Origin of the sequence: Rhodococcus sp. IEGM 1330, assembly GCF_033142445.1 — a bacterium.
Taxonomy (GTDB): Bacteria; Actinomycetota; Actinomycetes; order Mycobacteriales; family Mycobacteriaceae; genus Rhodococcoides.
This window is the reverse complement of the sequence record NZ_JAWLSB010000008.1, coordinates 25,494-50,206: the sequence shown is the minus strand read 5'-3', so window position 1 is coordinate 50,206 and position 24,713 is coordinate 25,494. Positions and strand designations below refer to the sequence as shown.

Sequence of the window (24,713 nt, the reverse complement as noted above, 5' to 3'; positions counted from 1 at the left end):
ATCGCGATATTGCGATGTCCCTAGTAGACCACATATCGGGATATCGCGATATCGGAGTAGGCTTCGAGGGTGGCTGACGAATTGGACCCCGGAGAGCTCGCGGCAGTGTTCGGTGCGCTGAGCAACCCCGCGCGATTGGCGATCATGCGGTGGCTCAAGGATCCCAGCGATTTCCCGCCCCAGCTCGAGCCCGCCGAGGACGTGGGAGTGTGCCTCAAGCACATTCAGTCGAGGGCTAGCGTCTCCCAATCCACCGCCTCGCAGTACATGGCCGTGCTGCAACGCGCGCAGCTGGTGACCAGCACCAAGATAGGTCCCTGGGTGCACTACAAACGCAACGACGAATTCCTCGACCGATTGGCAGAAACGATCAGGACCGACCTGTGAAGTTGTCGATCGCCTGATCGATCGAGCTGTTGTCCTGGTGCACAGCTCGCGCCCGGTCCCGCAGGGTGCGCCGGTCGCTTGCACGTGCGATCGCGCTCAGGTCGATGCGTTGCAACAGCTTCTTCGTCACCGGTCGTTTGCTGTCCCAGAATGCCAGTGCAGCAATGAGATCGGTGGCCTGCTGGCCGGTCAACAGTGCATGGGCGACCGCGCATTCCGCTGGGTCCTCGAACGGCAGCAGATAGGTGGCGTCGTCGAACACCGCAGGTCTGCCGTCGTAGGGGCCGACCATCCTGAACTGCGGAATCTTGTGGAATCCGGAGATCGCGATCTTGTACGGCGCAAACGTGTAGGGCCCCACACCGAAGATGCAGAACCGGGCGCGACTTCGGTAGATCGTCGACTTTCGACCATCGAGAGCTGTCGCGTTGTCGATCAGGTACTTCCACAGCTTCGGCGCGCTGTCCGCCAACTGCGCGGTGTCGTCACCGGTATGCGACTGCGGAACGATCATCCAGCGCGACACCACGCTCAGCTTGTCGCGATAGACGTCGGTACATTTGAACAGGGGAAACAGGAAGTCTCTCTCGATGTCCACCGAAGCTCCGACTTTGGTTCGCGGGCCGTCGTTCTCGGCCAGTTCCATCACGGCAGACGCGTCGTGCTTGATGCCCTGACGCCACATCAGTGGACTGACGCCATCGAATTGCTTGCTTCGCTCGTAGGCGTCGACGTCCGCGACGAGTTGTCCGTCGACCACTCCGATCCTGCTACTGGGGTGCAGTGCATCCATGCTCGGATACATCTGTGCGGTGTGGTCGGTTGCACCGGTCCCGAGTTCGACCACGAACCAACAGGCATCCACTCCGGCATCGAACCACTTCTTGGCGTCGATGGGTCGCAGACTCGAACCGGTGATCGGAAGGCCGTGACGAGCGCAGTGCAACAGGATGTTTCGCGCTACCTGGGTTTTGCAGATCATCGCGACGGTGACCGGGAAATCTGCGAACTCGGCGAGCAACTTGATCCAAATGAACTCCGCGATATCGAAATTGGAGCTGCCGGTGATCGCATCGATTCCGCGCGCGTTCCCGGTGTTCGCACGAGCCGGTCTGTTGCTGGAACCCAGAACCGACAGCTGAGAGTTGGTTACCCACGGTGGGTTGCCGACGACGAGAGTCGGGCCCGGCTCCGACGTCCATGCGATGTCGCGTGCCAGGTCGAAATCGAAAATCGAGGCGGTGATCACTCTGCCGAATGTCGATGCGGCCGCGGCGTACTCGGGCTGTACTTCGATTCCGACGCGTTCTGCATCGGGGTGGCTCTCGCCGATCACCGACAGGAAGTTTCCGACACCGCACGTGGGTTCGAGGACGCGAGCCCACTGTCGTCGAGGCAGGGTGTTCACCAACGCACGTGCCAACTCGATCGGGGTCTGGAAGTCCCCGAACTCGTTGTTGGGCATCGATGCCTCCGGCAGTGGTGCGGACGAGTGCCTTCCGTGGCACGGGAGTGGAGCCTGCGCAGCGACCCTGAGCCACGGCACCACCACCACTGCCGGAGGCACTAATGTGGACTTCGATGAAGCTTTCGCGTGCGGCCCTACTGCTGTCAACTCTGGTGTTCATCGGCGCTCTGATCTGGGTCGCCGTCACCGCAAGCGATCAAGTGCCCGCGCACTTCGACGGATCCGGTCAGGTCGATCGCATGGAGTCGAAACTGTCCTTCCTGCTCACGATGGGCGGCATCGGATTCGCGATGATCGGGTTGTTCGCGAGCATCGGTCGGTGGCTCCCCAAGGTTCCGGCGTCCATGGTGAATCTGCCCAGCCGGACGATGCACGAGTACTGGACTGCCGCCGAGAATCGACCCGAGCTGAACCGGAAGATGGCCGAGGACCTCGACTGGGTCGGCGCGGCAACGGCATTGCTCTTCGCCTGGATCACCGGCGTTGCGGGTGCGACGACGGGTGACTCGGTCAGCGTCTGGGTTCTCGCGGTACCGACTGCGCTGTACCTGCTGGCCATTCTGGGATACGTGGTGTTCGTCGTCAAAGGTGGCCGGTACCGCGTGCCGAAGGACTGACTCCGGTGTGGCAGGCGGATGACGTCCTCGCTGCACTCGACCACTTCGCCGTTGGAATCCGGCGGATTCGATGACACGCACTCGGTCGATGCTCAGTGCGTAATGAGTCCGTCGAGCAGAAGTTCACCGACGAACGTCGCGTTGTCCTGCGGGCTGTTCTGTCATCGGGTGAAGCACCGCATCAGCAGAGTGTTGGTGATTCCTGCCGCGAGATCGACTGGGCTCGAGCCCTTTCGGAAGATACCGGTGTCCTGCCCTCGTGCGATGACCGGCGCGATGATCGCCGGCAGGTTGAGCTTCTCCTTGATCGAGATCAGTCCCTCCGGCTCGCCGTAGGTGTCGTGTGCGACGGCGACGAGGAGAGCGTCCATGAATTCGAGTTCGTCCGCGGCGAGTTGCGCGCACCGCAGCATGTGATTCTGCAGAATCGTCAGCTCGTCGAGGCCCAGTAACTCCTGGCTCGTATCGGAGTCCAAGTTGGAGGCGTCGCGCTCGCTCTATCTCTCGATGGGAACCGTCAACACACACTTGACGCGCATCAGAGCCAAATACACGGCAGTGGGGCGAACGGCACCGACCAAAGCGACGTTGCTGGTGCGGGCTTTGCAGGACGGGTTCATCGACATCGACGATCTGTAAGCGGCTACCGCACCTCGACGCGACTGGACCGCATCTTCTTGACCACGAACCAGCTGATCAGCGCGACGACGATGCCGATGACGACGTATTGGAACACCGAGGCGTAGTTCTCCACGTAGTGCCAGTTCTCCCCGAGGAAGTATCCGGCGAGCACGAAGATGGAGTTCCAGATCAGGCTGCCGAGGGTGGTGTAGAGGGTGAATTGCAGAATCGGCATCCGGGACACGCCGGCCGGGATCGAGATGCCCGACCGGACCATCGGAATCATGCGACCGAAGAACACTGCAGACCGGCCGTGGCGAGTAAACCAGTCCTCGGCCTTGGTCAGATCCTCCGTCCCGACGAACGGCATCCTGTCGACGATGGCATACATCCGATCGCGGCCGAGCTTGACGCCGAGCCAGTAGAGGACGAGTGCGGCGATCACCGAACCTGCCGTCGTCCAGAACAACGCACTCAGGAGCGTCATGCCGCCCTGAGATGCGGTGAACCCGGCGAGGGGCAGGATGATTTCGCTGGGAAGGGGCGGGAAGAAGTTCTCCGCTGCGACGGCGATTCCGGCACCTGGGCCGCCGATGGCTTCCATCAGACTCACTGCCCATCCGGCTATCCCTCCGAGGTCGCTGTCGGCTGCGGCAAGGGAGGAGGGGGCACTCATGACAACGACTGTACGAAACCGACGGCCCGAAAATCTCCTCACCAGGGAATATGACCGAAAAATGAGACATATGGAACACTCGGACGTGTGAACCGAGTCTCCCGGATAGTGCCCGCTGTTGCCGCCACCACACTCCTGCTGACCGCCTGTGGGTCCTCGGAATCGACACCGACGCCCACGGACGGCACCACTCCGGCATCGACATCTGCGTCGTCGACGACCTCGAACCCGAGCTCCGCGACCGTCTACAACCTGCCGGGTACCGGAGTGTTCCCCGAGGGCATCACGGCCGCGGACGACACCTTCTACGTCACGTCGACATCCGACGGCGCGGTGTTCCGCGGAACCGTCGGATCCCCGGACGTCTCGGTGTTCTTGCCCGGCGGCGCGGACGGACGCACCGCGGCCGCTGGAATCGACGTGACCGATGAGGACGATCGCGCCGACTACCTGGTGATCGCCGGTGGAGCCACCGGCAAGGTCTGGGTGTACGACGCCGATTCCGGTGATCTGGTTGCCACGTTCACCAACGGGCTCGGTGCCGACGCGACATTCCTCAACGACGTCGCGATTGCCGACAACGGCGATGCCTACGTCACCGACTCGCGTAGCCCGGCGTTGTTCCGCATACCCGTCGAGCAGATGACGGCCGGAACGCAGGACGCTCCGTTGGAGACGTTCGTGAGCTTCGACGGCACTCCGTTCGCGTACGGCGAGGGATTCAACGCCAACGGCATCGTCGAGAACGACGACGAATCAGCGTTGATCGTCGTGCAGTCCAGTACCGGCAACCTGTATCGCATCGACAAGACCTCCAAGGAGATCACACAGGTCGATCTCGGCGGAGCAACGCTCATGAACGGTGACGGGATGGAGATGGACGACGACACGCTGTACGTCGTCCGCAATCGTGACGGGTTGATCTCGAAGGTCGACCTGAATGACGACGGCCGCAGCGGATCGGTCACCGGCGAGATCACCGACCCGTCGTTCGCGTACCCGACAACCGTTGCAGCCATGGACGATCGGCTGTTCGTGGTGAACAGTCAGTTCGACAAGCGCGGGGGAGAGCCCGTCGAGCCGTTCACCGTCAGCTCTGTTCGTGAGTAGAGCGGCTGCGCCGCATGTGCGCGGAAATTCGTAGCAGAGGTCGAAGTTCCGCGCACAACGATCAGTCGGCGACGATGGCGTCGATCTGACCGATTGCCGACGCCATGCCCTCGTCCATGCCCATCTCGACGAGTTCTTCGAGCTGGGTCAGGCTGTCGAAACGCGAACGGAGGGTCATACGTGTTGTGCCGCCGACGTCTTCGAGGGTCGCGGTGGCGTGGGTGACGGGCATCGTCGACGACGGATTGCCGGAGTCGTCGGCGAAACCGTCGTCGAAGGACACGGTGGTCGGAGCGGAGATCTCGGTGAAAAGCCACCAACCGGCCGCCTTCTCGCCCTCAGGGCCGGTCATGTAGTACGACGCCTTGCCGCCCGGGACGAAGTCGTGGGACACGAACGTCGCAGGCCATGTGGGCGGACCCCACCAGCGCTCGAGTTGGCGCGGGTCCTCCCAGATCTGCCACACCCGTTCGACTTTCGCGTCGAACTCCGCGACCAGGGTCATGGTCAGGTTCTCTGCATCCTTGTGTGAGCTGATGAACGGCATGATTCAGCCTTTCTCGTCCTCGGACAGAAGGTCGTCGATCCGGTCGACGCGGTGTCGCCAGATATCCTCGTATGTATCGAGCAGGGCGCGAGCGCGTGCGATGGTCTCCAGCCGAACTCGCACGATCTGCTCCCGCCCGCGTTTGTGTTTGGTGATCAGCGCCGCGCGGTCGAGAACCGCGACATGCTTCTGCACAGCGGCAAAACTCATGGCGTAGTGAGCCGCCAACTCCGATACCGACTGTTCGCCCACAGTGACCTTCGCGACGATGTCGCGCCGCGTCTTGTCGGCGAAGGCCTGGAACAGGCGATCGACCTCGGCGTCACTCATCTCATCTACAACCATTTGGTTGTAGGTTATGCCTGCCTGACATTCAGGTCAAGGAGTGCACCGGAACTTCAGGCAACATGGAGTGTGGACGGCGATCGACGTCGTCCGAGAGGGGAGGCGTTGTGCCGATTCGACCGGCCATGATCGGCGCTCTGTTGATTGCGCTGGGCGCACTCGTGGTGCTTGTTCTCGATCTGCACACTGCATGGCAGACGCCCTCCCATCTGCGCCGAACGATCAGCGAATACGGACTCGGCGCGCAGCAGTGGGTGTTCTCGATCGGCGTCGTTCTGCTCGCATTCGGTTCGGCGCTCACCCTCGCGTCCGCGATTCGACATCGCCTCACTCGGCCCGGTGCGACCGCGTCGATCTTCCTCACACTGTGGACCGTGGGACTTGTCGCCGTCGTCGCTGTGCCGAAGCAGGATTGGTCGAACGACGCCTCGCTGAGTCTCGGCGGGACGGTCCATCGGCTGGGGGCTGCCGTGGCATTCGTCAGCATCCCGGTCGCGGTGTTCGCGTTCTCGCGGCCCTGGCTTCGTGACACTGTGTGGGCCGTGCGCGCCCGCGTGACCATGGGACTCAGCGCGCTGTCCGTTGTGACGTTGATGCCCATCGTGTACGCGCTGGCTGTGGGAGCAACCGGCTCGCGTCCGTGGTACCGCGTCGTCACACTCGGCTATGTGGAGCGGGTGCTCGTCGTAGCCGAGGTGATGGCGCTCATCTCGTTGGCTCTGTGGGTGTGGGCCGCGGAACGTCGGAACGCAGTCGCGGAGTCGGCACAGGAGATCCGGTCCTCACAGCCTGCTTAGGGAACCGATTGCGCTCGCGTCGCGTCCAACCGTTCAGTGACGTCTGTGTCGAGAGGTTGAACGAATGCGGGTAGTGATTGGACGGGGGTTCGCGGCGGTCTGTGCTTCGGCGCTGGTGCTGACGGGTTGCACGGGCTCGACGCAAGGAACACCCGCCGCCAGTGGAAATTCCTCGACTGCACCGACGACGGTGGCGGCCGGTCCCGAGCCGTTCGACCCCTGCACCATCCCCAAATCTGCAGTGACGGCCAGTGGGTTGGACGTCAGCACCGAGCGACCCGACTTCGCGGGCATCACGACGTATCCCGGATGGAAGGGCTGCACCTGGGATGGGGTCGCGCTGAACAGCTGGTACTACGTCGCAGTCTTGTCGTCGTTGGAGTCCATCGACGAGTTGCTGCTCAGCCCTTCGTTCGTACGCGGGGCGGACTTGGAGCTGTCCGGGCGCACCGCGACTCAACTGCGCCATGCCGACGACATGCAGTTCCTCGGTTGCGCAGTGGCTCTGGGTACAGGCGATGGTCTGATCGTGCTCGACCTCCAAAAGAAGGGTTCACGCGACCTGCAGGGTGAACCCTGCACCGAGGTCAATCGACACGCGGTTGATTTGGAACCGTTCTTTCCGGCATAGACGGGACGCTGAAAACGATGGAGCAGTACGGGCTGAACCACAATCTCGGTCACTGGCGTGGACTTCGAGATCAGGCGGCGGCGGGCGAACTCGACGTCGAACCAGGAGTCGCTGCGCGCTGCGATGCTGTTTGCGCCGAGTATTTGACCAAGCTCGACCGAATGCTCGAAATGACGACTTCCCTCGCGTGGCCGCAGTCTTGGGGCGATTTGGACTCAGCTCAACAACTTCAAGCGAAGTTTCATCGCCTCGCTGTTGGCGACGAGGGCTCCGCCCGCTTTGCAATCAAGCAGCAGATCGAGATCATCAAGACGATGCGCGAGTTCTTTCAACACTATTTCGCCAAGGTAGAGGCGACGGACGCCGACACTGCGGCCACTGTCGAAGCACTGTCGCCACCGCGATAGACGAAAAATCCCGACGACCCAGTTGCTCGGTCGTCGGGATCGATCGCTCGAAACATTCTGCTAGCGAGCGAGTTCCACTTCCGCATCCTCGTCGACGAAGGGATCACCGTTTCGCGGAGCGTTGTAACGCTCGAGGTCGAGGATTCCTTCGCGCTTGGCGACGATGGTCGGCACCAATGCCTGACCGGTGACATTGACTGCGGTGCGACCCATGTCGACGATCGGCTCCACCGCAAGCAGCAGACCGACGCCGGCCAACGGCAATCCGAGTGTCGACAGCGTAAGGGTGAGCATCACCGTCGCGCCCGTTGTTCCTGCCGTTGCCGCAGAACCGATCACGGACACCACGATGATCAGGAGGTAATCGGTGATGGTGAGGTCGATGCCGTAGAACTGCGCGACGAAGAGTGCCGCAATCGCGGGATAGATTGCCGCGCAACCGTCCATCTTGGTCGTTGCCCCGAGTGGTACCGCGAACGACGCGTACTCCCGCGGAACTCCGAGGTTGCGTTCGGTGACGCGCTCGGTGAGTGGCAGGGTACCGATCGACGAACGCGAGACGAAGCCCAACTGGGTGGCCGGCCACACTCCCGAGTAGAAGTTGCGCACCGAAAGTCCATGCGCGCGAACGATCACCGGGTACACCACGAAGAACACCACGGCCAGACCGACGTAGATCGACACGGTGAAGACACCGAGCGAGCCGATGGCGTCCCAGCCGTAGGTCGCCACCGCGTTGCCGATGAGTGCGGCGGTGCCGATCGGCGCGAGGCGAATGATCCACCACAGCACTTTTTGCACGATGGCCAACAGCGACGCGTTGAATTCGAGGAACGGCTCGGCCTTCTTACCGACCTTGAGCGCAGCGATACCGATGGCAGCGGCAATGACCAGCAACTGCAAGATGTTGAAGCTCAGTGATGTGGTTGCAGTACCGCTCTCGGCGACCGTGGTTCTCGCGCCGAGTGCGAAGAAGTTGTTCGGTACCAGTCCGGTGAGGAACGACCACCACGACCCGACACTCGACGGATCGCCCGCCGACTCGGCACCTGCGCTGGTACGCGAGCCGGGCTGAGCGACCAACCCGATCACGATGCCGATGATCACGGAGATGAATGCCGTGATGGCGAACCACCACAGCGTCTGGATCGCCAGACGGGCAGCATTCGTGACCTCGCGCAGGTTGGCGATGGAACTGACGATCGCCGTGAACACCAGCGGGATCACCGCGACGGTGAGAAGTTTGACGTAGCTCGAACCGATGGTCGACAGGGTGCCGACCAACCAGTTCTCGTTACCGTCGGCGGCGTCGGGCATCGATCGGGCGATGAGTCCGAATACGACTCCGAGCACGAGTCCGGCAACGATTTGTGGACCGAACGCGGTTGCCCAGGTAGGGACACGGCGCGTTCGGGTAGCGCTGGGCGCAGACATGGATATGCCTTTCGAAAAGGAGAGGTGTCGACAGGGATGGACGACAGAAATACTGGTCGGCCGATGGGCCGAACTTCAGGGGTTGCGGTTTAGAGGACCGTCAACAGGTAGCGCTGGCTTGCAGACGCAAGTCGACATACCGTCGAGAGGTCAGCAGCGGATTCACTGATCGAACGGTACTCCGCCTCCGAACTGTGCAACCGAGCAGGGCGGCTCTGAGGGATCACTGTGGAATCGGTATGGGTGCGCTGCGGCGACGCTCGGACGCCGTATTCGTGGGCTAGCTTGAGGTTTCTTCCCGCCGACGAAACGAGATCATGAGTACCGAATCGAAGCCCCGAGGATTGGCCGGACGACTCGTTCGTGCCTTCTGCGCGGTGGTCGCCGCCCTGGTTGCCGTCGTTCTGGCATCGGCCGGTTGGGTGGCATACGCGACGGCGGGGAAGGTCTACGACGTCGACGATGCGCCGGACGCACCGGTGGCCATCGTCCTCGGTGCACAAGTGCGCGACGGCAAGCCGATGCGGTTTCTCTCCGGACGTCTCGACACTGCGGTCGCGTTGATGGCGGCGGGGAAGATCAAGGCAATTCTGGTCTCCGGTGACGCAGACGGCAACTCCGGCAACGAGATCCAAGCGATGACCGACTACCTGATCGAGAACGGAATCGATCCTGCCGTGATCATCGGAGACGATCACGGCATCGACACCTACGACACCTGCGCACGGGCGAAGGAGACCTTCGGGGTCGAACGCGGCCTGATCATCAGCCAACCCCTCCATGTGTCGCGAGCAGTAGCGTTGTGTGAGGACATGGACCTCGACGTCGACGGAGTCACGGCGGACTGCATCGACTGCAATACCCTTGCGGTAGTGCGCAACTACGCGCGAGAGTTGCTGGCGCGCCCCAAAGCGGTACTGGATCTGTGGTCGGGTCGCGATCCCGTGGTGGTGTCGCCGCCCGTCGATTCTCTCGCGAACATCACGAGCCGGTGAGTTCACCGTCGGGCAGGTGTGATCAGCCCCTCGGTTCTGAATATGTGCCTCCGATCGGCGTCGGTTATTCGAAGCGGGGGAGCCGATCAGGATGGACGACGGGAAGACGACGGCTCGAGCGGCGATAGAGTGAGCTTGCCCGGTTCGACGACTCTGCGGACCCGTGTTTTCAGGAGAAGTGAACGCTTGAGCTGGATCCGCTTGAACGACGTTGCCAAGGGATACGACCAGAAGGTGATGTTGCGCGAGGTGTTCTTCCGCCTCGCCGACGGCGATCGCATCGGTCTGATCGGGCGCAACGGCACGGGCAAGACCACCCTGCTGCAGCTTCTTCTCGGGCGTGAGACGCCCGATGTTGGAACGGTCGATGTCACCGAGGGCGCCCGAATCGGGTACTTCTCGCAGTTCTCGGAACTCGACGGTGATCGCAGCATCCAAGCGGAACTCGAATCTCTTTTCGTCGCTGTCCACGCGATCGAGGTCGAATTGGCCGAGGTAGAGGCCGCACTCGGGGGCGACCTCGACGAGAAGCAGATGTACAAGCTCGTCGATCGCCAGGCCGAACTGCTCGACGCCATGGAGAACAGCGGCGGCTGGACCTATCACCAACAGATCGACACTGTGCTCTCCATGCTCGGCTTCAACACGGAGCGGCGTGAACTGCCTGTCGATCGACTGTCCGGGGGCTGGCGCAACCGCGCGGCTCTGGCCAAAATCTTGATCGAAGCGCCAGACGTGCTGCTCCTCGACGAGCCGACCAACTTCCTCGACGTGGCCGGGATCGCGTGGCTGGAGCGCTGGCTGCGTGATTTTCGAGGAGCGCTTTTGGTCGTCTCGCACGACCGCGCCTTCCTCGAGCAGGTCGTCACCAGCATCGTCGAGATCGAGAACCATCACCTGCAGACCTACGACGGTAGCTACTCGGAATACGTTCAGCAGAAACAGTTTCGACTCAAGAACCTGGAACGCGAGTTCAGCAACGAACAACAGCTGCTGGCCTACGAGCAAGAAGCGATCAGCGATCGCAAGGAAGCGGTGAAGAACCCCAGCGGGGTGCTCAAGCGTCGTCTCGCGAACATCAAGAAGAGCAAGAGCCCGCGTCCGGTCGATACGGTGGTCACTGCGATCTACGGCGGACTGCACGTCCACGACAACCTTGCGGAGATCACTGGCATCTCCAAAAGCTATGGCGAGCAACGACTCTTCGAGAACATCTCGTTCACTGTGCATCGCGGAGACCGCATCGCCATCACCGGACCGAACGGTTGCGGCAAGACGACCCTCGTCGACATCCTCGTCGGTGCCGAGCAACCGGACAGCGGCAAGATCAAGTGGAAGACCAAGGCGCCGTCGTTCATCTACTACAACCAGGTGCTGGCCGACCTCGATCTCGACGACACCGTGTCGCATTCGGTCAATGCGATGCCGGGCAGCCTCGCACTGACGGCGACCAAGAAGGAAGTCCATCGCTTTCTGACACTGCTGCAGTTCTCCGAGATGGATCTCAAATCGAAGATCGGCGTGCTGTCCGGTGGACAGAAGGCTCGAGTTGCCCTGGCGCAGTGTCTGCTGTTCGGCGCAGGCGTGATCGTGCTCGACGAGCCCACCAACCACCTCGACCTGCAGAGCACCCAGGTTCTCGAACGTGCCCTGATGGCGTTTCCCGGTGCGGTGATCCTGGTGAGCCACGACAGGTTCTTCGTGGAGAAGGTGGCATTTCGCCAGTTGTCGTTCGACGGCAAGGGCGGGGTCACCGAAATCGCCGGCGTCCAGATGGCGTGATGGCCGGGTTCCCTACTACCCCTTGATCTTCGACGTCGCCGAGCCCCACTCCGCGTCGCGCAGCTCCTTCTTCCTGATCTTGCCGGTCGACGTCTTCGGTAACTCGACGATGAATTCGACTGCACGCGGGGCCTTGTAGGAGGCAATAGCAGATTTCACGTGCGCTACGAGGTCTGCCTCGGACGCTTCTGCGCCCGGTGCCAGCACCACGAATGCCTTGGGCCGCTCACCCCACTTGTCGTCCGGTACCCCGATCACCGCGACGTCGGCGACGGCGGGGTGGCTGGCAAGTGCCTGTTCCACCTCGATCGTCGAGATGTTCTCGCCCCCGGAAATGACGACGTCTTTGGCGCGATCGAGTAGCTGAACGTAGCCGTCGGGATGCATCACACCGAGATCTCCGGAATGGAACCATCCGCCCGCGAAGGCCTGCGTCGTGCCTGCGGTGTCGTTGTAGTAGCCCTTCATGACGTTGTTGCCGCGCATGACGATCTCGCCCATTTCCACTCCGTCGGGTTCGACGTCGATCAGTGCTCCACCCGGACCGGCCTTCTCGCGCACCACGCGCAAGCGATCGGCGGTGAGCATGCCGACTCCCTGCCGAGCCAAGCGTCGAGCCTGCTCGTCGCCGTCCAGTTCGAGCCATTCCTGCTTCGCCTCGCACACCGAGTACGGGCCGTAGGTCTCGGTGAGTCCGTACACGTGCACGAGCGTGGCACCCAGCGCACGAATCTTGCCGATGATCGTCGGGCTCGGGGGAGCTCCGGCCGTCACGATGGTCAGGGGGCGATCCAGTGAATGTGCTTGCGCTGCAGTGGCAAGAGTGGTCAGCACTGTCGGTGCGCCGGCGAGGTGGTCGACGCCGCCGTCGATGGCCGACCAGATCGCATCGCCGCGGACACCGCGAAGGCAGACGTGCGTGCCCGACGCTGCCGTGACCGCCCAGGTGGTGCACCACCCGTTGCAATGGAACATCGGCAGTGTCCACAGATAGCGAGTGTCGATGCCGAACCCCTGGTGGTGCAGTTCACCCAGCGAATTGAGATAGGCACCGCGGTGGGTGTACATCACGCCCTTGGGCCGACCGGTGGTGCCTGAGGTGTAGTTGATCGTGATGGTCGAGGTCTCGTCGTCGACCTCCCACTCCAGCGATTCGTCGGAGCCTCGCCCGAGGAAGGCGTCGTATCGAGTGGCGTGCGGCAGCTGTGCGTACGTGCCGTCGGCGGCGGGTGTCTCGACGATCTCGCGGACCGAATCGGCGATCGGATCTGTTCCGAGTCCGGTCAGCAGCTCCGAATCACCGACCAGCAGAACTGAACCGGAGTGATCGCAGATGTAGCGCACCTCGGCGGGCGACAGTCTGGTGTTGATCGCGACCAGAACGGCACCGGCCAGTGGAACTGCGTAGTGCGCGAACAACAGCTCTGCAGAGTTGGACGCGATGTAGGCCACTCGATCTCCATGGCCGACACCCGACGCGCGCAGTGCGTGCGCGAGCCGGGTGACGTCGGCGGCGAACTGCTCGTAGGTGAATGTCCTCGGCCCGTCCACCACGGCGGTCTTGTGGGGGTGGACCTCCGCTGCGCGTTCGAGAAAGCGAAGGGGCGTCAAGGGAGTATCGAGACCGGTCATGGCAGTCAATGTAGCGCGCACTCACGAGGCCAGATCGGATTTGTCGAGACGTTCGCGCCCACCGGTAAGGTTCGCGCGTTCGGCGGCGGACCGGCCGGCACGTCGTCCCGCTTGATCGCGCGCCTCGATTCGTACCTCCGTTGTCGACGGATACATGGCCGTGAATGCCTTGTTCACGGCTTGGCTCCGCTCGGCCAAGACCGGCACCAAGGCACTACCGTGATGCTCCGACGCGGACTTTGTGGCTCGCTCCCGAGCTTCCAGCAAGCGCTGGCCGACGCGGTGGGCGTACGCGATCAGAAAGGATTTCCTGAAGCTGCGACCTCGGGCTTCCGGTGATTCGGCAAGTTCGTCGAGTGCGCGAGAAGACTGCACGAGTAGCGATGTGAACAGCAGCTCGCACAAATCCAGATCGACTGGGAGGCCGACGATGTTGACCAGAGCGAATCGCTTGTACCACAGGGTCCGGGCACCATTTGCTTCGCAAACACTGTGCAGGAGAAGTGACTTGGCCTCCGAGTACGGACTGTCGACCAAGATGCGGCGAGTGGTCACGTCGCCGATCGAACCGCGCGGGTTGTCGGACTCGAGCAGCGCATGGTCGATGGCGTAACGAGTCATGAGATCTTGAGCCTTCGCCGAGAACGCCTCGGCCTCGGCCGCAAACTGGGTGGACTCCGCCTTCGCCAGTAACCCCCGGATCTTGGCCAGCATCTTGGGATCCGAGACGCCACTCTTGTGGGTCGCTGACGGTGTCGGCGAGGATCGAACCGACGACCACTGTGATGGAATGGGAACGAGCTTGTCGAGTGAACCCAGTGAGGTCGTATGGCCGAGGACGGTCAACACCGTGTTCCAGCAGTCGGACGTGGAGACCCGAGGCCTTGAACACCACCTTCGAAGGCGTTCGACGGAAACGCCTGCAGTGGAATCGATTTTCAGATCGATCAGTTGCTCTCGCCAGGAATCGGGTGCGTTGGTGAGGGCCGAGGAACGCTCCGTATGGGTAGCGATCGCCTCCACCAAGAGCACCCCGGCTACGGATCCGATCATCTTTCGAGTAGCGTGCGCGAGTTCGGCTGGCTGCCAACCGATCTCGAACAACCTGTCGACAGAGTGGTCGAGTATTCGTGCTGATGCGGCGTACGCAGGATCGACTTCGGGCGTGCACTCGAATTTCGCGAGGCGGTCTGCAACCAGCCGAACGTACGCCTTCCACCCCGGCCCGCGAGTGGCATAGTCGAGGCCTATCTCGACAAGGTGAACCGGATCCGCGTCCGGCCAAATTTGCCCGGTGCGGTGAAAATCTTGCAAGCTGTCCAGATCGATACGACTCATCGTCGTCCCCTCCACGTCCCCCGGTGTGGTCCCCGAACTGTTCGGTAGATCGCAGAGTAGGGGAGGGGTCTGACAAGTTATTCGAACGTGTCAGCGAGGAGCGAGCATCTGCAGCAGTTCCTCGACCGACGGCAGACCGGGAATCGCGGGAAGGTTCGGAACAGGAACGGCGGCAGGCGGTGCCGTCAACTCGATTCCGCCGAGCGTTGCCAACACGTCGTCGGTGTTGGATCGGGTCGGTCCGTATGTATTGGATGCAATGACGAAGTCATCGCCGATCGACGCGGACGCGACCACACTCGATCGGTCGTCGGCCCATCCCCACTTGGTCCCGGTCACGCCGGGCAACTGCTTGGTGCCCCAGTCCTGAACCATTCCATCACGTGCCACAGGAGCCGCGGTGTTCATCCAGGCGAGGACGGGGCTTGCGGGATCGGTGCGCTTCTTCGCCGCCAGGAATCGCACGGTGTCGGCTGTGCTCGTGGACGAGTTGCCCCAGAAACCGCCCCGCGAGGTAGAGGTGAGCCCGAACTCCGCCGCAGTCGCATCGATGGCCTGGGGATATTTGTTGTCGAGTACGGAGGCTGCACCGTCGTCGCTGACCTGGACCATCCTGGCGGCCAGGTCGAGGTCTCTGGGCGAACCGTCGCCGAAGCGTACGACGTAATCGGCCATGTAGAGCTTGACGGTCGACAGTCCCGGGCGCGCCGAGTTGTCCTCCGCGCTGCCCACGTAGGTCCCCGTCGGTATGTGTTCGTACGACAACGACGTTCGGGCCGGGACATCCGAGAGATCGCCGGGCGTCGGCAATGCCTGCGCCGGTGCCGCGCACAACAACGCCACGGCGATACCGACAATTGGGACAGCAGTCCTGGTGAAGATGCGTCGCAGGGCCGGCATCTCGTGCTCCTCGAGGTGTTGGCCCGCCGCGAATCGGTGGCCGATGACTGTAGCTACCCCGATTGTAGACGCTTCAACCTCGATACCGTCCGGGTGAATGCGACGTTGTTGTGCATTGCACTCCGATCGACTCGAAGGCGCATCGATCGCAACCGGAGTGAGCGATCAGGAGCGGCGGAGCGCCGAGAGCATCTCCCTGGAGCGTCGCAGCGTGCCTCGGTTCGCCCCGGTCGGCCAGGTATTGGGCAGCTCGATCGGATCCGTCAGGCGGCCGGCGTTGAAGTCGTCGACCAGATGGCCGACGGTTTCCTGGGCGCAGGATTTGTTGGTGCCGATGAATCCCGAGGGGCCACGCTTGATCCAACCGGTGACATAGCTGCCGACCGAAGTCTGCCCACCGGATTCCTGCAACACACGGCCGCCGGTGTTGGGAATGATGCCGGCTCGGTCGTCGAACGGAACTCCGGGGAGCGCGACACCGCGGTAGCCGATGGAGGTGAGGACGAGTCCGGCCTCGATGGTGTCCACGTCACCGGTCGGAGTGCTGCGAACCACGTCGTCGCCGTCCGCGGACAGGCCCATTCGGTCGAACTCGATACCCGTCACGCGATCGGTGCCCAGGATCCTGGTGGGGGAGAGAAGGTAGCGCAGAGTGATTCGCTTGCGGCCGTCGCTGTGTTCGGGGGATTCGTCGACGTGGCGAAGCAATTGCAGCTTCTGCGCCACGGCGTGGGGTAGGTCGTCGGTCGCGGCGCGTCGGACGGTGACCGGATCGAGCGCGAGTTCGCTGCGGTCGATGGCCAGGTCGATATCGGGGACGGTCAGCAATCCGGCGAACTCGGGCACGGTGAAGGCGGACTGTGCCACACCGCGTCGGCCGACGATGACCACTTCGCGAACTGCGCTGTGGCGCAGGGCGTCCAAGGCGTACGGTGCGATGTCGGTCTGGGCGAGTGCATCCGGATTCATCGTCAGAATACGGGCGACGTCGAGTGCGACGTTGCCGTTACCGACGATGACGGCGCGTTCGTGCGAGAGGTCGAACGTGCGGTGCGCGTGATCGGGGTGGCCGTTGTACCAGGCGACGAAGTCGGTTGCCGAACTGCGCCCGGGCAATTCGGCTCCCGGAATGCGGAGCTCGCGATCCGATGATGCGCCGACTGCGTAGATCACGGCGTGGTGGGTGTCCATCAACTCGTCGTGGGTGACGTCCTTGCCGACCTCCACGCCGAGGTGGTAAGTGAATCCCTCTTGCGCGGAGATCGTTTCGAACAATCGGGATACCTGACGCGTCTTCTGATGATCGGGTGCGACGCCGAGTCGAGCGAGACCGTGTGGTTGCGGAAGCCGGTCGTAGACATCGACGTTCACGCCCGGCTGAGTGAGCAGCTCATCCGCCGCATACATGGCCGACGGGCCCGATCCTACGATTGCGACTCGAAGCGGCTGGCGATCCCTCGATACCGAGGCTGCCGGGGTGACCGGGGCCAGGATGGGCCGCGGTGGGCGCTCCTGCTTGTAGAAATCCGCATTGATCGTCAGGAACGGCAGTTGCGCCTCGGTCAGTTTCGCCTGCGGCACAATGGCATCGACCGGACACGCCGAAACGCACGCGCCGCAGTCGACGCATGATTGCGGGTCGATGTGCAACATTTCCGCCGTCAGGAAGTCCGGCTCGTCGGGAGTGGGATGAATGCAGTTGACGGGACACGCGAAGACGCACGATGCGTCGCTGCAACATGACTGGGTGACGACGTGGGGCATGAGGGGTTCCTGACGGCAGTGGCAAGAAAGGCTGAGCGACGAGAGCGCTATGCGGCGAACTGGCTCGAGCTGCGATCGGGCTCGCTACGGAAACGTGAGGCCTTGCCGTCGATTCCGCACAGCTTCCACATCAGGCGAGCAGCGCGATTCATCATCCCGGTGTCGGTGGCCAGCATGCGCACATCTCCGAAGTAATCCTGGAGCGCGTGCTGGGATTCCTCGGTGCCCCAGAACAGGTCCTTCTTCACCTGCTTCGGGATGTCGAACTTCGTCCAGAACGTCTTCGGCGGAATGACGATGACGTCGCACAGGATGCGCATCGTGACCGGGAAGGCCAGCGAGAGCAGGAACCGTCCGGCCTTGGACATCTTGGGAACGCGACGACGCAGCACCTGGTGCGCGAACGAGATGTGCCGTGCTTCCTCGGCGACGTGAATTGCCATGACGCTCTGCATGATCGGATGAATTTCTTCACCGGACCGCAGGACCGACTTCTGAATGTGGTCGATGGGCTCCTCGCCTGCAAGAACGCCGACGAAGAACAGTTCGGGCAGCAGCGTGGCGAACAGGGGGACGAACGGCGAGAGCATCTTCATGGGCCGACTCATGCCGGGGGCGTCGGAATCGACGCGGTTGACCATCTCCTGGAACATCAGGGTGTGGTTGCACTCTTCGATGGATTCGTGGGTGCAGTAGCGTGCCTCGGCCGAGCCGTTGGGCAGCGAGAACACGTACTGCATCATGCCGCGGATCAGGATGTTCTCGAACTGAAGACCGACCTTGGCGACGTTGGCCTGACGCCACATGCCGATCTCGATCTTCTTCTCGAGCGGCAGTGCTCGGTACCAGGCGTGACCACCGATCGGGTCCGTCTTGGCGGGGAGTACCCAGCGGGGATCGTTCGCAGGTACCGCGAACTTTTCGGACTCCCAGTCGATGTCGACGTACGGATCGAAGTGCTTGTGCACAGAGCCCTCGGACAGCAGGGTGAGTGTCTCGATGTACTGCTGTTCGTCCGTGGCGTCGGTATCGACCGAAACGGACGTGGTGCCTGTCGTCAGTGTCATGGCTTCTCCAAACGAGGTGCGAACATAGAGTTAATGTAACCCCAGTTAACACGAAAGGGAAGCGTGCGAGAGAAATCCTGTTCGGGTGCGGCCTACTGTTCGTCCGAACGCTCGTCGGAGATCTCTGCCACCTCGTCGGTCTCGAACAGCTGCAACTGGATCGCCGACGGATCGACCACCGGCGTGACCTGCTCGGGTGTGCTGCGCAGTACCTCGCGCAGAGCAGCCACGGCACGGCCCCATTTGCCGGCTTCTCGGTCTGCCTCGTCGACGTCGCAGTGCTCGTCGCCGAGATCTGCGGCGACCGCCATACCGCGCCACGACGCCTCCTGCTCAGCGCTGATGCGCAGGTAGAAGACGACGACATCGCGATCGGAGGAGCAACATCCGAGGACGGTGTTGAGGTCGAGGGATTCTTCGGACCGGGCAACGAGCTCGACCAATTCGAGCAGACCGTCCGGAAAGTCGTCCCCGTCGATCGGCGGCGGCGTCGGTTCCCCGAGTGCGCCGCCGAAATCCTCGGCGAATTTCTCGTCGACCTGCTCCCACACGTGACTGAGCATCCGCACTGCCCACAGCAGGTGATCGGCAACGAAGGGTGACCCGCTCACTCGCACCTGCGCGACGATGCAGTCCTGAACCAGGTGCAGCATCACGTCGGGGAGCTGCAGATTGAGGTCGACCAGCAACTCGGCTGCGCGGGTTCGTCCCGACACAGCGTGCACCAGCGTCGAATTGATCTCGACCACAGGTTCGGTGGGCTTGACCGACACGTACGCGGTGCCGTTGACGAACCGCAGGGGAATGTCACCGTCGGGGTCGTGATCCGGCGGGAAACCGAACCATGGTTCGAGGGCGCGATCGACGAGTTGCTGTAGGTGTTCCTTGCCCTTCGGTTGCACACACAGTGGGACGACGGTCGTGTCGGCCTCGGCGGTGGTGGCGTCGAAGCTCGGCACGTCGTAGCGACCGGTGGCGCGTGAGCCCAGGAAGGACGGGTGGGGCAGACTCCAGATGTCGCGGAACACCGCGACGGTCTTCTTTGCCAGATCGTCGGACCACGAGCGATTGCGGTCGACGTGCGGTGCCGTGGGCTCGGAATCGACTGACATGCGAAATCCGATTTCGCTCAGCGCTTCTCGCTGCTCGTCGGTGATGGTGCGGCTACTGTGCAGGTGCTCGTTGGCCGGAATCTCGCAGCGGACCATATCGAGATCCCAGGCGTAGAACTGCACGCAGGCGGCGGTGTCGGGCACTCCGTCGATGGTGTCGTATCGCGACTCGATCACCAGCGCATCGCCGTCGCGCATCGCGCTGACGTAATCGCCGAGCTTGCGCTGGAACTGCATCCAGGCAGCGTCGACGTCGAAGTCGAACTCGAGTGAATCGCTCATGTCGGCTCCTTACCCAGATCGCGTTGACGTAACGCACAGTCGGTGACGCTAGCGGCGACCACCGACACGGTCTCGGCGCTCGCGGGGGCCGTCACGACGACGCCGGATCCTCGAGCGAGCTGTAGAGCGGGTCGTCCTGCGACTCCTCGTCGATCACACCGAACGGCTGCGCCTCGGCCACACCGTCCAGCACCGCCGGACGCAACGCGTGCGGAACGGCGAGTACTTCTTCGATCCTGACGAGGATGCCCTGCTCGATGAGGGATCGAACGCGGTGGTCGATCAGCTGCGCCGTACGCAGATCTTCACCTTCGAGCTCGGCGTAGTCCTCGCCCTCGTTGTTGATCGGCAGCTCGTCGGTCATGGCGGCCAGGAGCGTCTGCACCGCGAACGTGTTGGCCAGCGACCGTGACACATCGGGGTCGTCGGCATCTCCCGACAGCTGCACGCGGACGTGTTCGGCAACCAGCTCGTGCACGGTCTCGGCTCCACGGCCGGCCAGCGAATGTGCATTGTCTCCCGGCCTGGCGGTGTCTCCGTCGATGCGAATCAGTTCGGTGGCGATGGCTGTCGACCAGTAATCGACCGCGGCACCCACATCGAGCTGGGCGGGATCGAGCGGGGCGGGGCCGACGGCGCGCTGCAGGTCGGTGTTGTCGCCCACCGCCAACCCGTCGGCCACGCGCGCGACGATGTCGTCGAGGGCAGGCAGCAGCGGCAACGCCGAGATCGCGGCGAGTTCCTGGGCCAGGGAAACGTCGGGCAGGTCGATGTCGTCGGCGTCGAGCATGTCGGGCTCGTCGCCCTCGAGGAAGTCCGAGAGGTCTTCCATGCAGTGCGCGTAGTCCTCGGGGCTGCCGTCCCAGAGGTCGGTCTCATCGAGGAAAGTCAGGTACTGCAGCGAGGTGAGAACGAGATTGACCGCGGTGTCCTCCGCTGTGTCGGATTCCTCCTGCAGGATGCGTTCGGCCGCATCGACCAGCAGGTGCGCATCGGCGGGAAGCCAGGCGCTGGGGGAGAAGCCCTGACGAGCACCAGCAAGTTGGGTCAGTGTCGACGACACGAGCCGAGAGATCGCCTCCGATTGTTCCGACATCTCGCTCTCGTCGAGCCATTCGACGAAACCGTCGATCAGATCGGCGATGCGTTCGGTGACGGCACCGGTCGGGGCCGGTCGGGATTGCTGGTGACGCCGTTGCCGGGCCTTGGTCTTTTCTGCACGTTTCTGTCCGCGGTTGGCAGGCCGCTTCGATCCCATGACTCCCAGCTTATCTGTTGGCATGTCCGGTTTCGTCGATCCATGCCCTCAGCGAAGAAGGAACGAGCCCGCAGACGCAGGAAGAGCCGGATTCGCTGCACGGCGATACAGCTCTGCGGGGCGGCCACCGCCCGCGGTCGAGGTTGCGCCTGTCCCGTCCAGTGAGCCGATGACGTGGCGTCGGAACGTGTCTTTCGGCAGCGGGCGATCGAACACGATCTCGTACAGCTCGCGGAGTTCGAGAAGGGTGAATTCCGCGTCCGTCAACAGTGCGGGATCGACCTCACGCGCGTAGCGATCACGGAGGTCGAGAACTGCCTCGGTCACCATGTTGCCGTGGTCGAAGGCCAGTGGTGACACCGGTCTGGAGCCGTCGATCGACATCGATTCGGTTGTGGGAGGGAGTGATCGAGCCGATATCGCTGCGCTGTGCGCCATCGACAGTACCCATCCGCGGTCGTCGCGGTCGGGGCCGTCGAACATCCTCAGCTGATGAAAAGTGAGATCGATCAGGCCTGCCTTCGTTCTCAACGCGCGGTCTGCCGCGTCGGCGAGAGTCTCCGACGGTCGCAGGAACGTGCCCGGCAACGCGGGGCCGCGCTCCGACGGAACGACGACGACGTGCAGTCGCCGTTCGCGGACGGTCAGTACTGCGACATCGACGGCTACGGAGGGGCGTGGATAGTCGGTCAGAGTATTGCCGTCTCGGTCTCGCCACGTCATGCCTTGCATCTTAGCGCGAATCTGATCTATAGTTAGCGCAATATCGATCTAAGGGGGACTCATGGAACTGACCGCTATGCAGCACGATCGGGCGCGAGGCGTTCTGCTCGGAACCGCGGTGGGCGACGCGTTGGGCGCAGGATACGAATTCGGATATCCCACGTCCGAGACGACCATCGCCATGATCGGCGGCGGTGCATTCGACTGGGCCCCGGGCGAATGGACCGACGACACCTCGATGGCGCTCTGCGTCGCGCGCGCACTCGAGCAGGGCGGTGACGTGGACGAGATCGCCGAGCACTTTCGCGCCTGGTTCGACCAGAACCCACCGGACGTGGGAAACCAGACTCGGCTGGTGCTCTCGCAGCCGACACGCAATGGTGCCGACATGACTGCGGCGGCAGCGTCGTTGACAGGTAGAACCGGCGGCAACGGATCACTGATGCGAACGGCACCGATTGCCCTGGCCTACCTCGACGACCCGGCTGGATGTCGAGATGCAGCGGCACGGATCAGTGCCCTCACCCATTCCGATCCCCGCGCCGGTCAAGCGTGCCAAATGTGGAGTCACGCAATTCGATACGCGGTTCTGAACTCTACCTACGACGGCGTGACCGATTTCTTGAACGAGGCCGGGGCCGATGTCCGTGAGTTCTGGCAGCCCCTGCTCCATCAGGCGCAGATGGGGCAGCCGTCCGACTTCCCGAACAATGGCTGGGTGGTCCACGCTCTGCAGACGGCGTGGTGGGCAATCCATCGATCTGCCGACGCGGAGCGGCCCCTGTCTGCCGCTCTCGAACTGTGTGTCCGCGCAGGCGGCGATACCGACACCACGGCGGCCATAGCCGGAGGACTCCTCGGAGCGCGTTGGGGCGCATCGGCGGTGCCGAGCGAATGGCGCGACATCGTCCACGGCTACCCCGGGTTGCGCGCCGACGATCTCGACCGAATCACCTCGAACATCATTGCAGTGAAGGAACTTTCATGACGATCATCGACGTCGTCCAGGGCGACATCACGGACGTGGCCGCAGATGCGATCGTCAATGCCGCCAATACGCGATTGCTCGGCGGCGGAGGAGTGGACGGTGCCATCCACCGAGCCGGTGGGCCGGACGTCCTCGCAGAATGCAAGGCGCTGCGGGCCACCACCCTGCCCCACGGCCTCGACATCGGCGCAGCCGTCGCCACCACCGCGGGCCGACTTCGAGCCTGCTGTGTCATCCACACCGTTGGCCCGCGCTTTTCCCCGCACGAGGACAGATCGGAGCTGCTGCGACTCTGCTACGCCCGAAGTCTGGCGCTGGCCGCGTCGATGAATCTGAAATCCATCGCATTTCCCTTGATTTCCGGCGGATCCTACGGATGGCCGATGCAGGATGTAGTCACCCAACAGGTCGTGGCAGTCAAAGCTGCCCGGCCGTCGGTTGACCTCGTCATGCTGGTCGCCTACTCCCGCGAAGCCGCGAACCTGACGCGGCGATCGGTGGGTTGACTGTGGTCAGTTCTCGCAGCCGACGCCATCTTCGTCGCGGTCCAGCTTGGTGCTGTACCCCGGATCCCCGGCGTAGATCGGGGCTGCGCCCGCCGCACGGACCGCATCGCAATTGGCGTACGAGACAGCGGAAGGCACTGCGGCCAACGGCGCGGGGGCGGTGTAGACGGGCTCGGGTGTGTAGACCGGCTCGGGGATATACACAGGTTCGGGCTCGGGCAGCGGGATGTATTCCGTTGTCGTCGGTATCTCGACGACGGCGGCGACGGTTTCGGTCGTCGGAGCCGCGGTCGTTGTTGTCGGGGCCGGTGTGGTTGTCGTCGGCGGCGCGGTGGTCGTCGTGACGGTGGGCAACGCAGGCACGGCCGCGACCGGTGCGATGGCGGTCGTGGTCTCGGGTTCGGTCGTGGTGGTCAGGCCCATGACGAACAGTGCCGGGAGGACAGCGATGGCAGGTACTGCCCAGACCTTGCGACCCCGCGCGGGTGACGAGCGCAGGTACATGACTCCGCTGCCGACCAGCAACGCGCCGACCAGCAACGCGCCGACGAGTAGCGCGCCGAGCTCGAACGAGAACACTGCCCCGATCAGAAAGAATGCACCGAAAACAATTGCGGCCCATGCGAATACCTTCCCGAACAGGGGGCGGCGAGGCGTCTGTGGCTCGGGTGCCGGTCGCTGAAAGGGGGGCGGGTAGGCGCTGGTCATGTCGAGGGTCCGTTCGGGTCGCGAGAGGCGTCGATGTCGCGGCCGAGATGTCACCCGCGAGACCGGAAGCAACCGTCTCGTTCTGTTCGAACCGGTCGGTCGCATTTCCGTTCACCATGTCGCATCGACGGGGTTCGTCGTTACATTCCGTGTGAGAACGCCAATCGCTCGATCAGTAGTGCTCGCGAAAGCCGCCGATCGCAGTGATGGAATTGCCGTCGGGATCGGAGACCGTCGACAGTCTGACTCCCTTGTTCGCGTCGACGATGTCGGCGAAGTCGATGCCGCGGGAACGAGCGGTATCGACGAACACCTCGATGTCCTCGACGGCAACGTTGAACAAGGACGAGCCTGCCCGCTCGGGATCTAGGGTCACTTGCAGCCACGCAGCGGAAGCCAGTCGCCACTCCACCAGACTCGCCATCGGAGTGTTGTCGGGTAGGCGGTCGAACAGCTTCTCGTACCACTCTCGTGCCGAGTCGATATCGCGCACCGCCACCACGGCAAGTACATGTTCGATCATCGCGTTCTCCTTCGTATCGTTCGGTTGCGCAGATATGGACCGGATCCGACGGCCCGACTCATCGCGCAGAATCTGTCGGTGGCTCGAGTAGGGTC

At 63.1% G+C, this 24,713-nt stretch carries 27 protein-coding genes; 11 read left to right on the top strand and 16 right to left on the bottom strand.

Going from position 1 to position 24,713, the window contains the following annotated elements:
- Nucleotides 1-144 precede the first annotated feature (144 nt).
- Nucleotides 145-387, top strand: coding sequence for an ArsR/SmtB family transcription factor (locus R4P57_RS18565; protein WP_411742395.1), 243 nt, complete (start codon nucleotides 145-147; stop codon nucleotides 385-387).
- On the opposite strand, the gene R4P57_RS18560 is transcribed toward R4P57_RS18565, so the two are convergent.
- A complete protein-coding gene (locus R4P57_RS18560; RefSeq protein ID WP_317804295.1) occupies nucleotides 371-1,852 on the bottom strand; it encodes an SAM-dependent methyltransferase in 1,482 nt (493 codons plus the stop codon). The two genes, R4P57_RS18565 and R4P57_RS18560, sit on opposite strands and share 17 nt — an antisense overlap.
- A gap of 116 nt (nucleotides 1,853-1,968) precedes the next feature.
- Between R4P57_RS18560 and R4P57_RS18555 the strand changes: the two genes are divergently transcribed.
- Complete coding sequence (locus tag R4P57_RS18555; protein WP_317804294.1) at nucleotides 1,969-2,472, top strand: DUF1648 domain-containing protein; 504 nt, start codon at nucleotides 1,969-1,971, stop codon at nucleotides 2,470-2,472.
- Nucleotides 2,473-2,633: 161 nt separating this feature from the next.
- Here R4P57_RS18555 and R4P57_RS18550 read toward each other — a convergent pair whose 3' ends face one another.
- The gene (locus R4P57_RS18550; RefSeq protein WP_317804293.1) at nucleotides 2,634-2,948 is read right to left on the bottom strand and encodes a hypothetical protein; all 315 of its coding nucleotides are present in this window, start codon (nucleotides 2,946-2,948) and stop codon (nucleotides 2,634-2,636) included.
- A gap of 1 nt (nucleotide 2,949) precedes the next feature.
- Between R4P57_RS18550 and R4P57_RS18545 the strand changes: the two genes are divergently transcribed.
- Complete coding sequence (locus R4P57_RS18545; protein ID WP_317804292.1) at nucleotides 2,950-3,111, top strand: DNA-binding response regulator; 162 nt, start codon at nucleotides 2,950-2,952, stop codon at nucleotides 3,109-3,111.
- Nucleotides 3,112-3,115: 4 nt separating this feature from the next.
- On the opposite strand, the gene R4P57_RS18540 is transcribed toward R4P57_RS18545, so the two are convergent.
- Nucleotides 3,116-3,769: a DedA family protein gene (locus tag R4P57_RS18540; protein WP_317804291.1), complete on the bottom strand. Its 654-nt coding sequence runs from the start codon at nucleotides 3,767-3,769 to the stop codon at nucleotides 3,116-3,118.
- Between the two features lie 87 nt (nucleotides 3,770-3,856).
- Here R4P57_RS18540 and R4P57_RS18535 point away from each other — a divergent pair, with 87 nt between their 5' ends.
- Nucleotides 3,857-4,879 carry a superoxide dismutase gene (locus R4P57_RS18535; RefSeq protein WP_317804290.1) on the top strand — a complete coding sequence of 341 codons (1,023 nt, stop codon included), beginning with the start codon at nucleotides 3,857-3,859 and terminating at the stop codon, nucleotides 4,877-4,879.
- 61 nt (nucleotides 4,880-4,940) lie between these two features.
- On the opposite strand, the gene R4P57_RS18530 is transcribed toward R4P57_RS18535, so the two are convergent.
- Nucleotides 4,941-5,426 (bottom strand): SRPBCC domain-containing protein, encoded by a 486-nt coding sequence (locus tag R4P57_RS18530; protein WP_317804289.1) that lies wholly within the window; start codon nucleotides 5,424-5,426, stop codon nucleotides 4,941-4,943.
- Nucleotides 5,427-5,429: 3 nt separating this feature from the next.
- Entirely contained in the window at nucleotides 5,430-5,771 is a 342-nt protein-coding gene (locus R4P57_RS18525) for a metalloregulator ArsR/SmtB family transcription factor (RefSeq protein WP_317804288.1), read from the bottom strand.
- Between the two features lie 107 nt (nucleotides 5,772-5,878).
- Here R4P57_RS18525 and R4P57_RS18520 point away from each other — a divergent pair, with 107 nt between their 5' ends.
- From R4P57_RS18520 to R4P57_RS18510, 3 genes are all read left to right on the top strand, one after another.
- A complete protein-coding gene (locus R4P57_RS18520; RefSeq protein WP_317804287.1) occupies nucleotides 5,879-6,568 on the top strand; it encodes a DUF998 domain-containing protein in 690 nt (229 codons plus the stop codon).
- A gap of 64 nt (nucleotides 6,569-6,632) precedes the next feature.
- The gene (locus tag R4P57_RS18515) at nucleotides 6,633-7,199 is read left to right on the top strand and encodes a DUF3558 domain-containing protein (RefSeq protein WP_317804286.1); all 567 of its coding nucleotides are present in this window, start codon (nucleotides 6,633-6,635) and stop codon (nucleotides 7,197-7,199) included.
- Nucleotides 7,200-7,216: 17 nt separating this feature from the next.
- Nucleotides 7,217-7,606 carry a hypothetical protein gene (locus R4P57_RS18510; protein ID WP_317804285.1) on the top strand — a complete coding sequence of 130 codons (390 nt, stop codon included), beginning with the start codon at nucleotides 7,217-7,219 and terminating at the stop codon, nucleotides 7,604-7,606.
- 60 nt (nucleotides 7,607-7,666) lie between these two features.
- On the opposite strand, the gene R4P57_RS18505 is transcribed toward R4P57_RS18510, so the two are convergent.
- Nucleotides 7,667-9,040, bottom strand: coding sequence for a dicarboxylate/amino acid:cation symporter (locus R4P57_RS18505; protein ID WP_317804284.1), 1,374 nt, complete (start codon nucleotides 9,038-9,040; stop codon nucleotides 7,667-7,669).
- Nucleotides 9,041-9,357: 317 nt separating this feature from the next.
- Between R4P57_RS18505 and R4P57_RS18500 the strand changes: the two genes are divergently transcribed.
- Both R4P57_RS18500 and R4P57_RS18495 read left to right on the top strand, forming a co-directional pair.
- Entirely contained in the window at nucleotides 9,358-10,035 is a 678-nt protein-coding gene (locus tag R4P57_RS18500; RefSeq protein WP_317804283.1) for a vancomycin high temperature exclusion protein, read from the top strand.
- Between the two features lie 186 nt (nucleotides 10,036-10,221).
- Nucleotides 10,222-11,817, top strand: coding sequence for an ABC-F family ATP-binding cassette domain-containing protein (locus R4P57_RS18495; RefSeq protein WP_317804281.1), 1,596 nt, complete (start codon nucleotides 10,222-10,224; stop codon nucleotides 11,815-11,817).
- Nucleotides 11,818-11,832: 15 nt separating this feature from the next.
- On the opposite strand, the gene R4P57_RS18490 is transcribed toward R4P57_RS18495, so the two are convergent.
- From R4P57_RS18490 to R4P57_RS18455, 8 genes are all read right to left on the bottom strand, one after another.
- Nucleotides 11,833-13,449 carry an AMP-binding protein gene (locus R4P57_RS18490; protein WP_317804280.1) on the bottom strand — a complete coding sequence of 539 codons (1,617 nt, stop codon included), beginning with the start codon at nucleotides 13,447-13,449 and terminating at the stop codon, nucleotides 11,833-11,835.
- Nucleotides 13,450-13,470: 21 nt separating this feature from the next.
- Entirely contained in the window at nucleotides 13,471-14,787 is a 1,317-nt protein-coding gene (locus tag R4P57_RS18485) for a DUF2786 domain-containing protein (protein WP_317804279.1), read from the bottom strand.
- 90 nt (nucleotides 14,788-14,877) lie between these two features.
- Nucleotides 14,878-15,687, bottom strand: coding sequence for a hypothetical protein (locus R4P57_RS18480; RefSeq protein WP_317804278.1), 810 nt, complete (start codon nucleotides 15,685-15,687; stop codon nucleotides 14,878-14,880).
- A gap of 165 nt (nucleotides 15,688-15,852) precedes the next feature.
- The gene (locus R4P57_RS18475; protein WP_317804277.1) at nucleotides 15,853-17,451 is read right to left on the bottom strand and encodes an FAD-dependent oxidoreductase; all 1,599 of its coding nucleotides are present in this window, start codon (nucleotides 17,449-17,451) and stop codon (nucleotides 15,853-15,855) included.
- Between the two features lie 47 nt (nucleotides 17,452-17,498).
- Nucleotides 17,499-18,518, bottom strand: a complete 1,020-nt coding sequence (locus R4P57_RS18470) for a diiron oxygenase (protein WP_317804276.1) — start codon at nucleotides 18,516-18,518, stop codon at nucleotides 17,499-17,501.
- Nucleotides 18,519-18,610: 92 nt separating this feature from the next.
- Complete coding sequence (locus R4P57_RS18465) at nucleotides 18,611-19,912, bottom strand: T3SS (YopN, CesT) and YbjN peptide-binding chaperone 1 (protein WP_317804274.1); 1,302 nt, start codon at nucleotides 19,910-19,912, stop codon at nucleotides 18,611-18,613.
- 91 nt (nucleotides 19,913-20,003) lie between these two features.
- Complete coding sequence (locus tag R4P57_RS18460; protein ID WP_317804273.1) at nucleotides 20,004-21,194, bottom strand: hypothetical protein; 1,191 nt, start codon at nucleotides 21,192-21,194, stop codon at nucleotides 20,004-20,006.
- Nucleotides 21,195-21,218: 24 nt separating this feature from the next.
- Nucleotides 21,219-21,893, bottom strand: a complete 675-nt coding sequence (locus R4P57_RS18455; RefSeq protein WP_317804272.1) for an NrtR DNA-binding winged helix domain-containing protein — start codon at nucleotides 21,891-21,893, stop codon at nucleotides 21,219-21,221.
- A 61-nt stretch (nucleotides 21,894-21,954) separates the two neighbouring features.
- Here R4P57_RS18455 and R4P57_RS18450 point away from each other — a divergent pair, with 61 nt between their 5' ends.
- Together R4P57_RS18450 and R4P57_RS18445 are read left to right on the top strand one after the other, a co-directional pair.
- A complete protein-coding gene (locus tag R4P57_RS18450; protein ID WP_317804270.1) occupies nucleotides 21,955-22,881 on the top strand; it encodes an ADP-ribosylglycohydrolase family protein in 927 nt (308 codons plus the stop codon).
- Entirely contained in the window at nucleotides 22,878-23,387 is a 510-nt protein-coding gene (locus R4P57_RS18445) for an O-acetyl-ADP-ribose deacetylase (protein ID WP_317804269.1), read from the top strand. The genes R4P57_RS18450 and R4P57_RS18445 overlap by 4 nt, the downstream gene beginning before the upstream one ends.
- A gap of 6 nt (nucleotides 23,388-23,393) precedes the next feature.
- Here R4P57_RS18445 and R4P57_RS18440 read toward each other — a convergent pair whose 3' ends face one another.
- The gene (locus tag R4P57_RS18440) at nucleotides 23,394-24,095 is read right to left on the bottom strand and encodes an excalibur calcium-binding domain-containing protein (protein WP_317804268.1); all 702 of its coding nucleotides are present in this window, start codon (nucleotides 24,093-24,095) and stop codon (nucleotides 23,394-23,396) included.
- 172 nt (nucleotides 24,096-24,267) lie between these two features.
- Nucleotides 24,268-24,618: a VOC family protein gene (locus R4P57_RS18435; RefSeq protein ID WP_317804267.1), complete on the bottom strand. Its 351-nt coding sequence runs from the start codon at nucleotides 24,616-24,618 to the stop codon at nucleotides 24,268-24,270.
- Nucleotides 24,619-24,713: the final 95 nt, after the last annotated feature.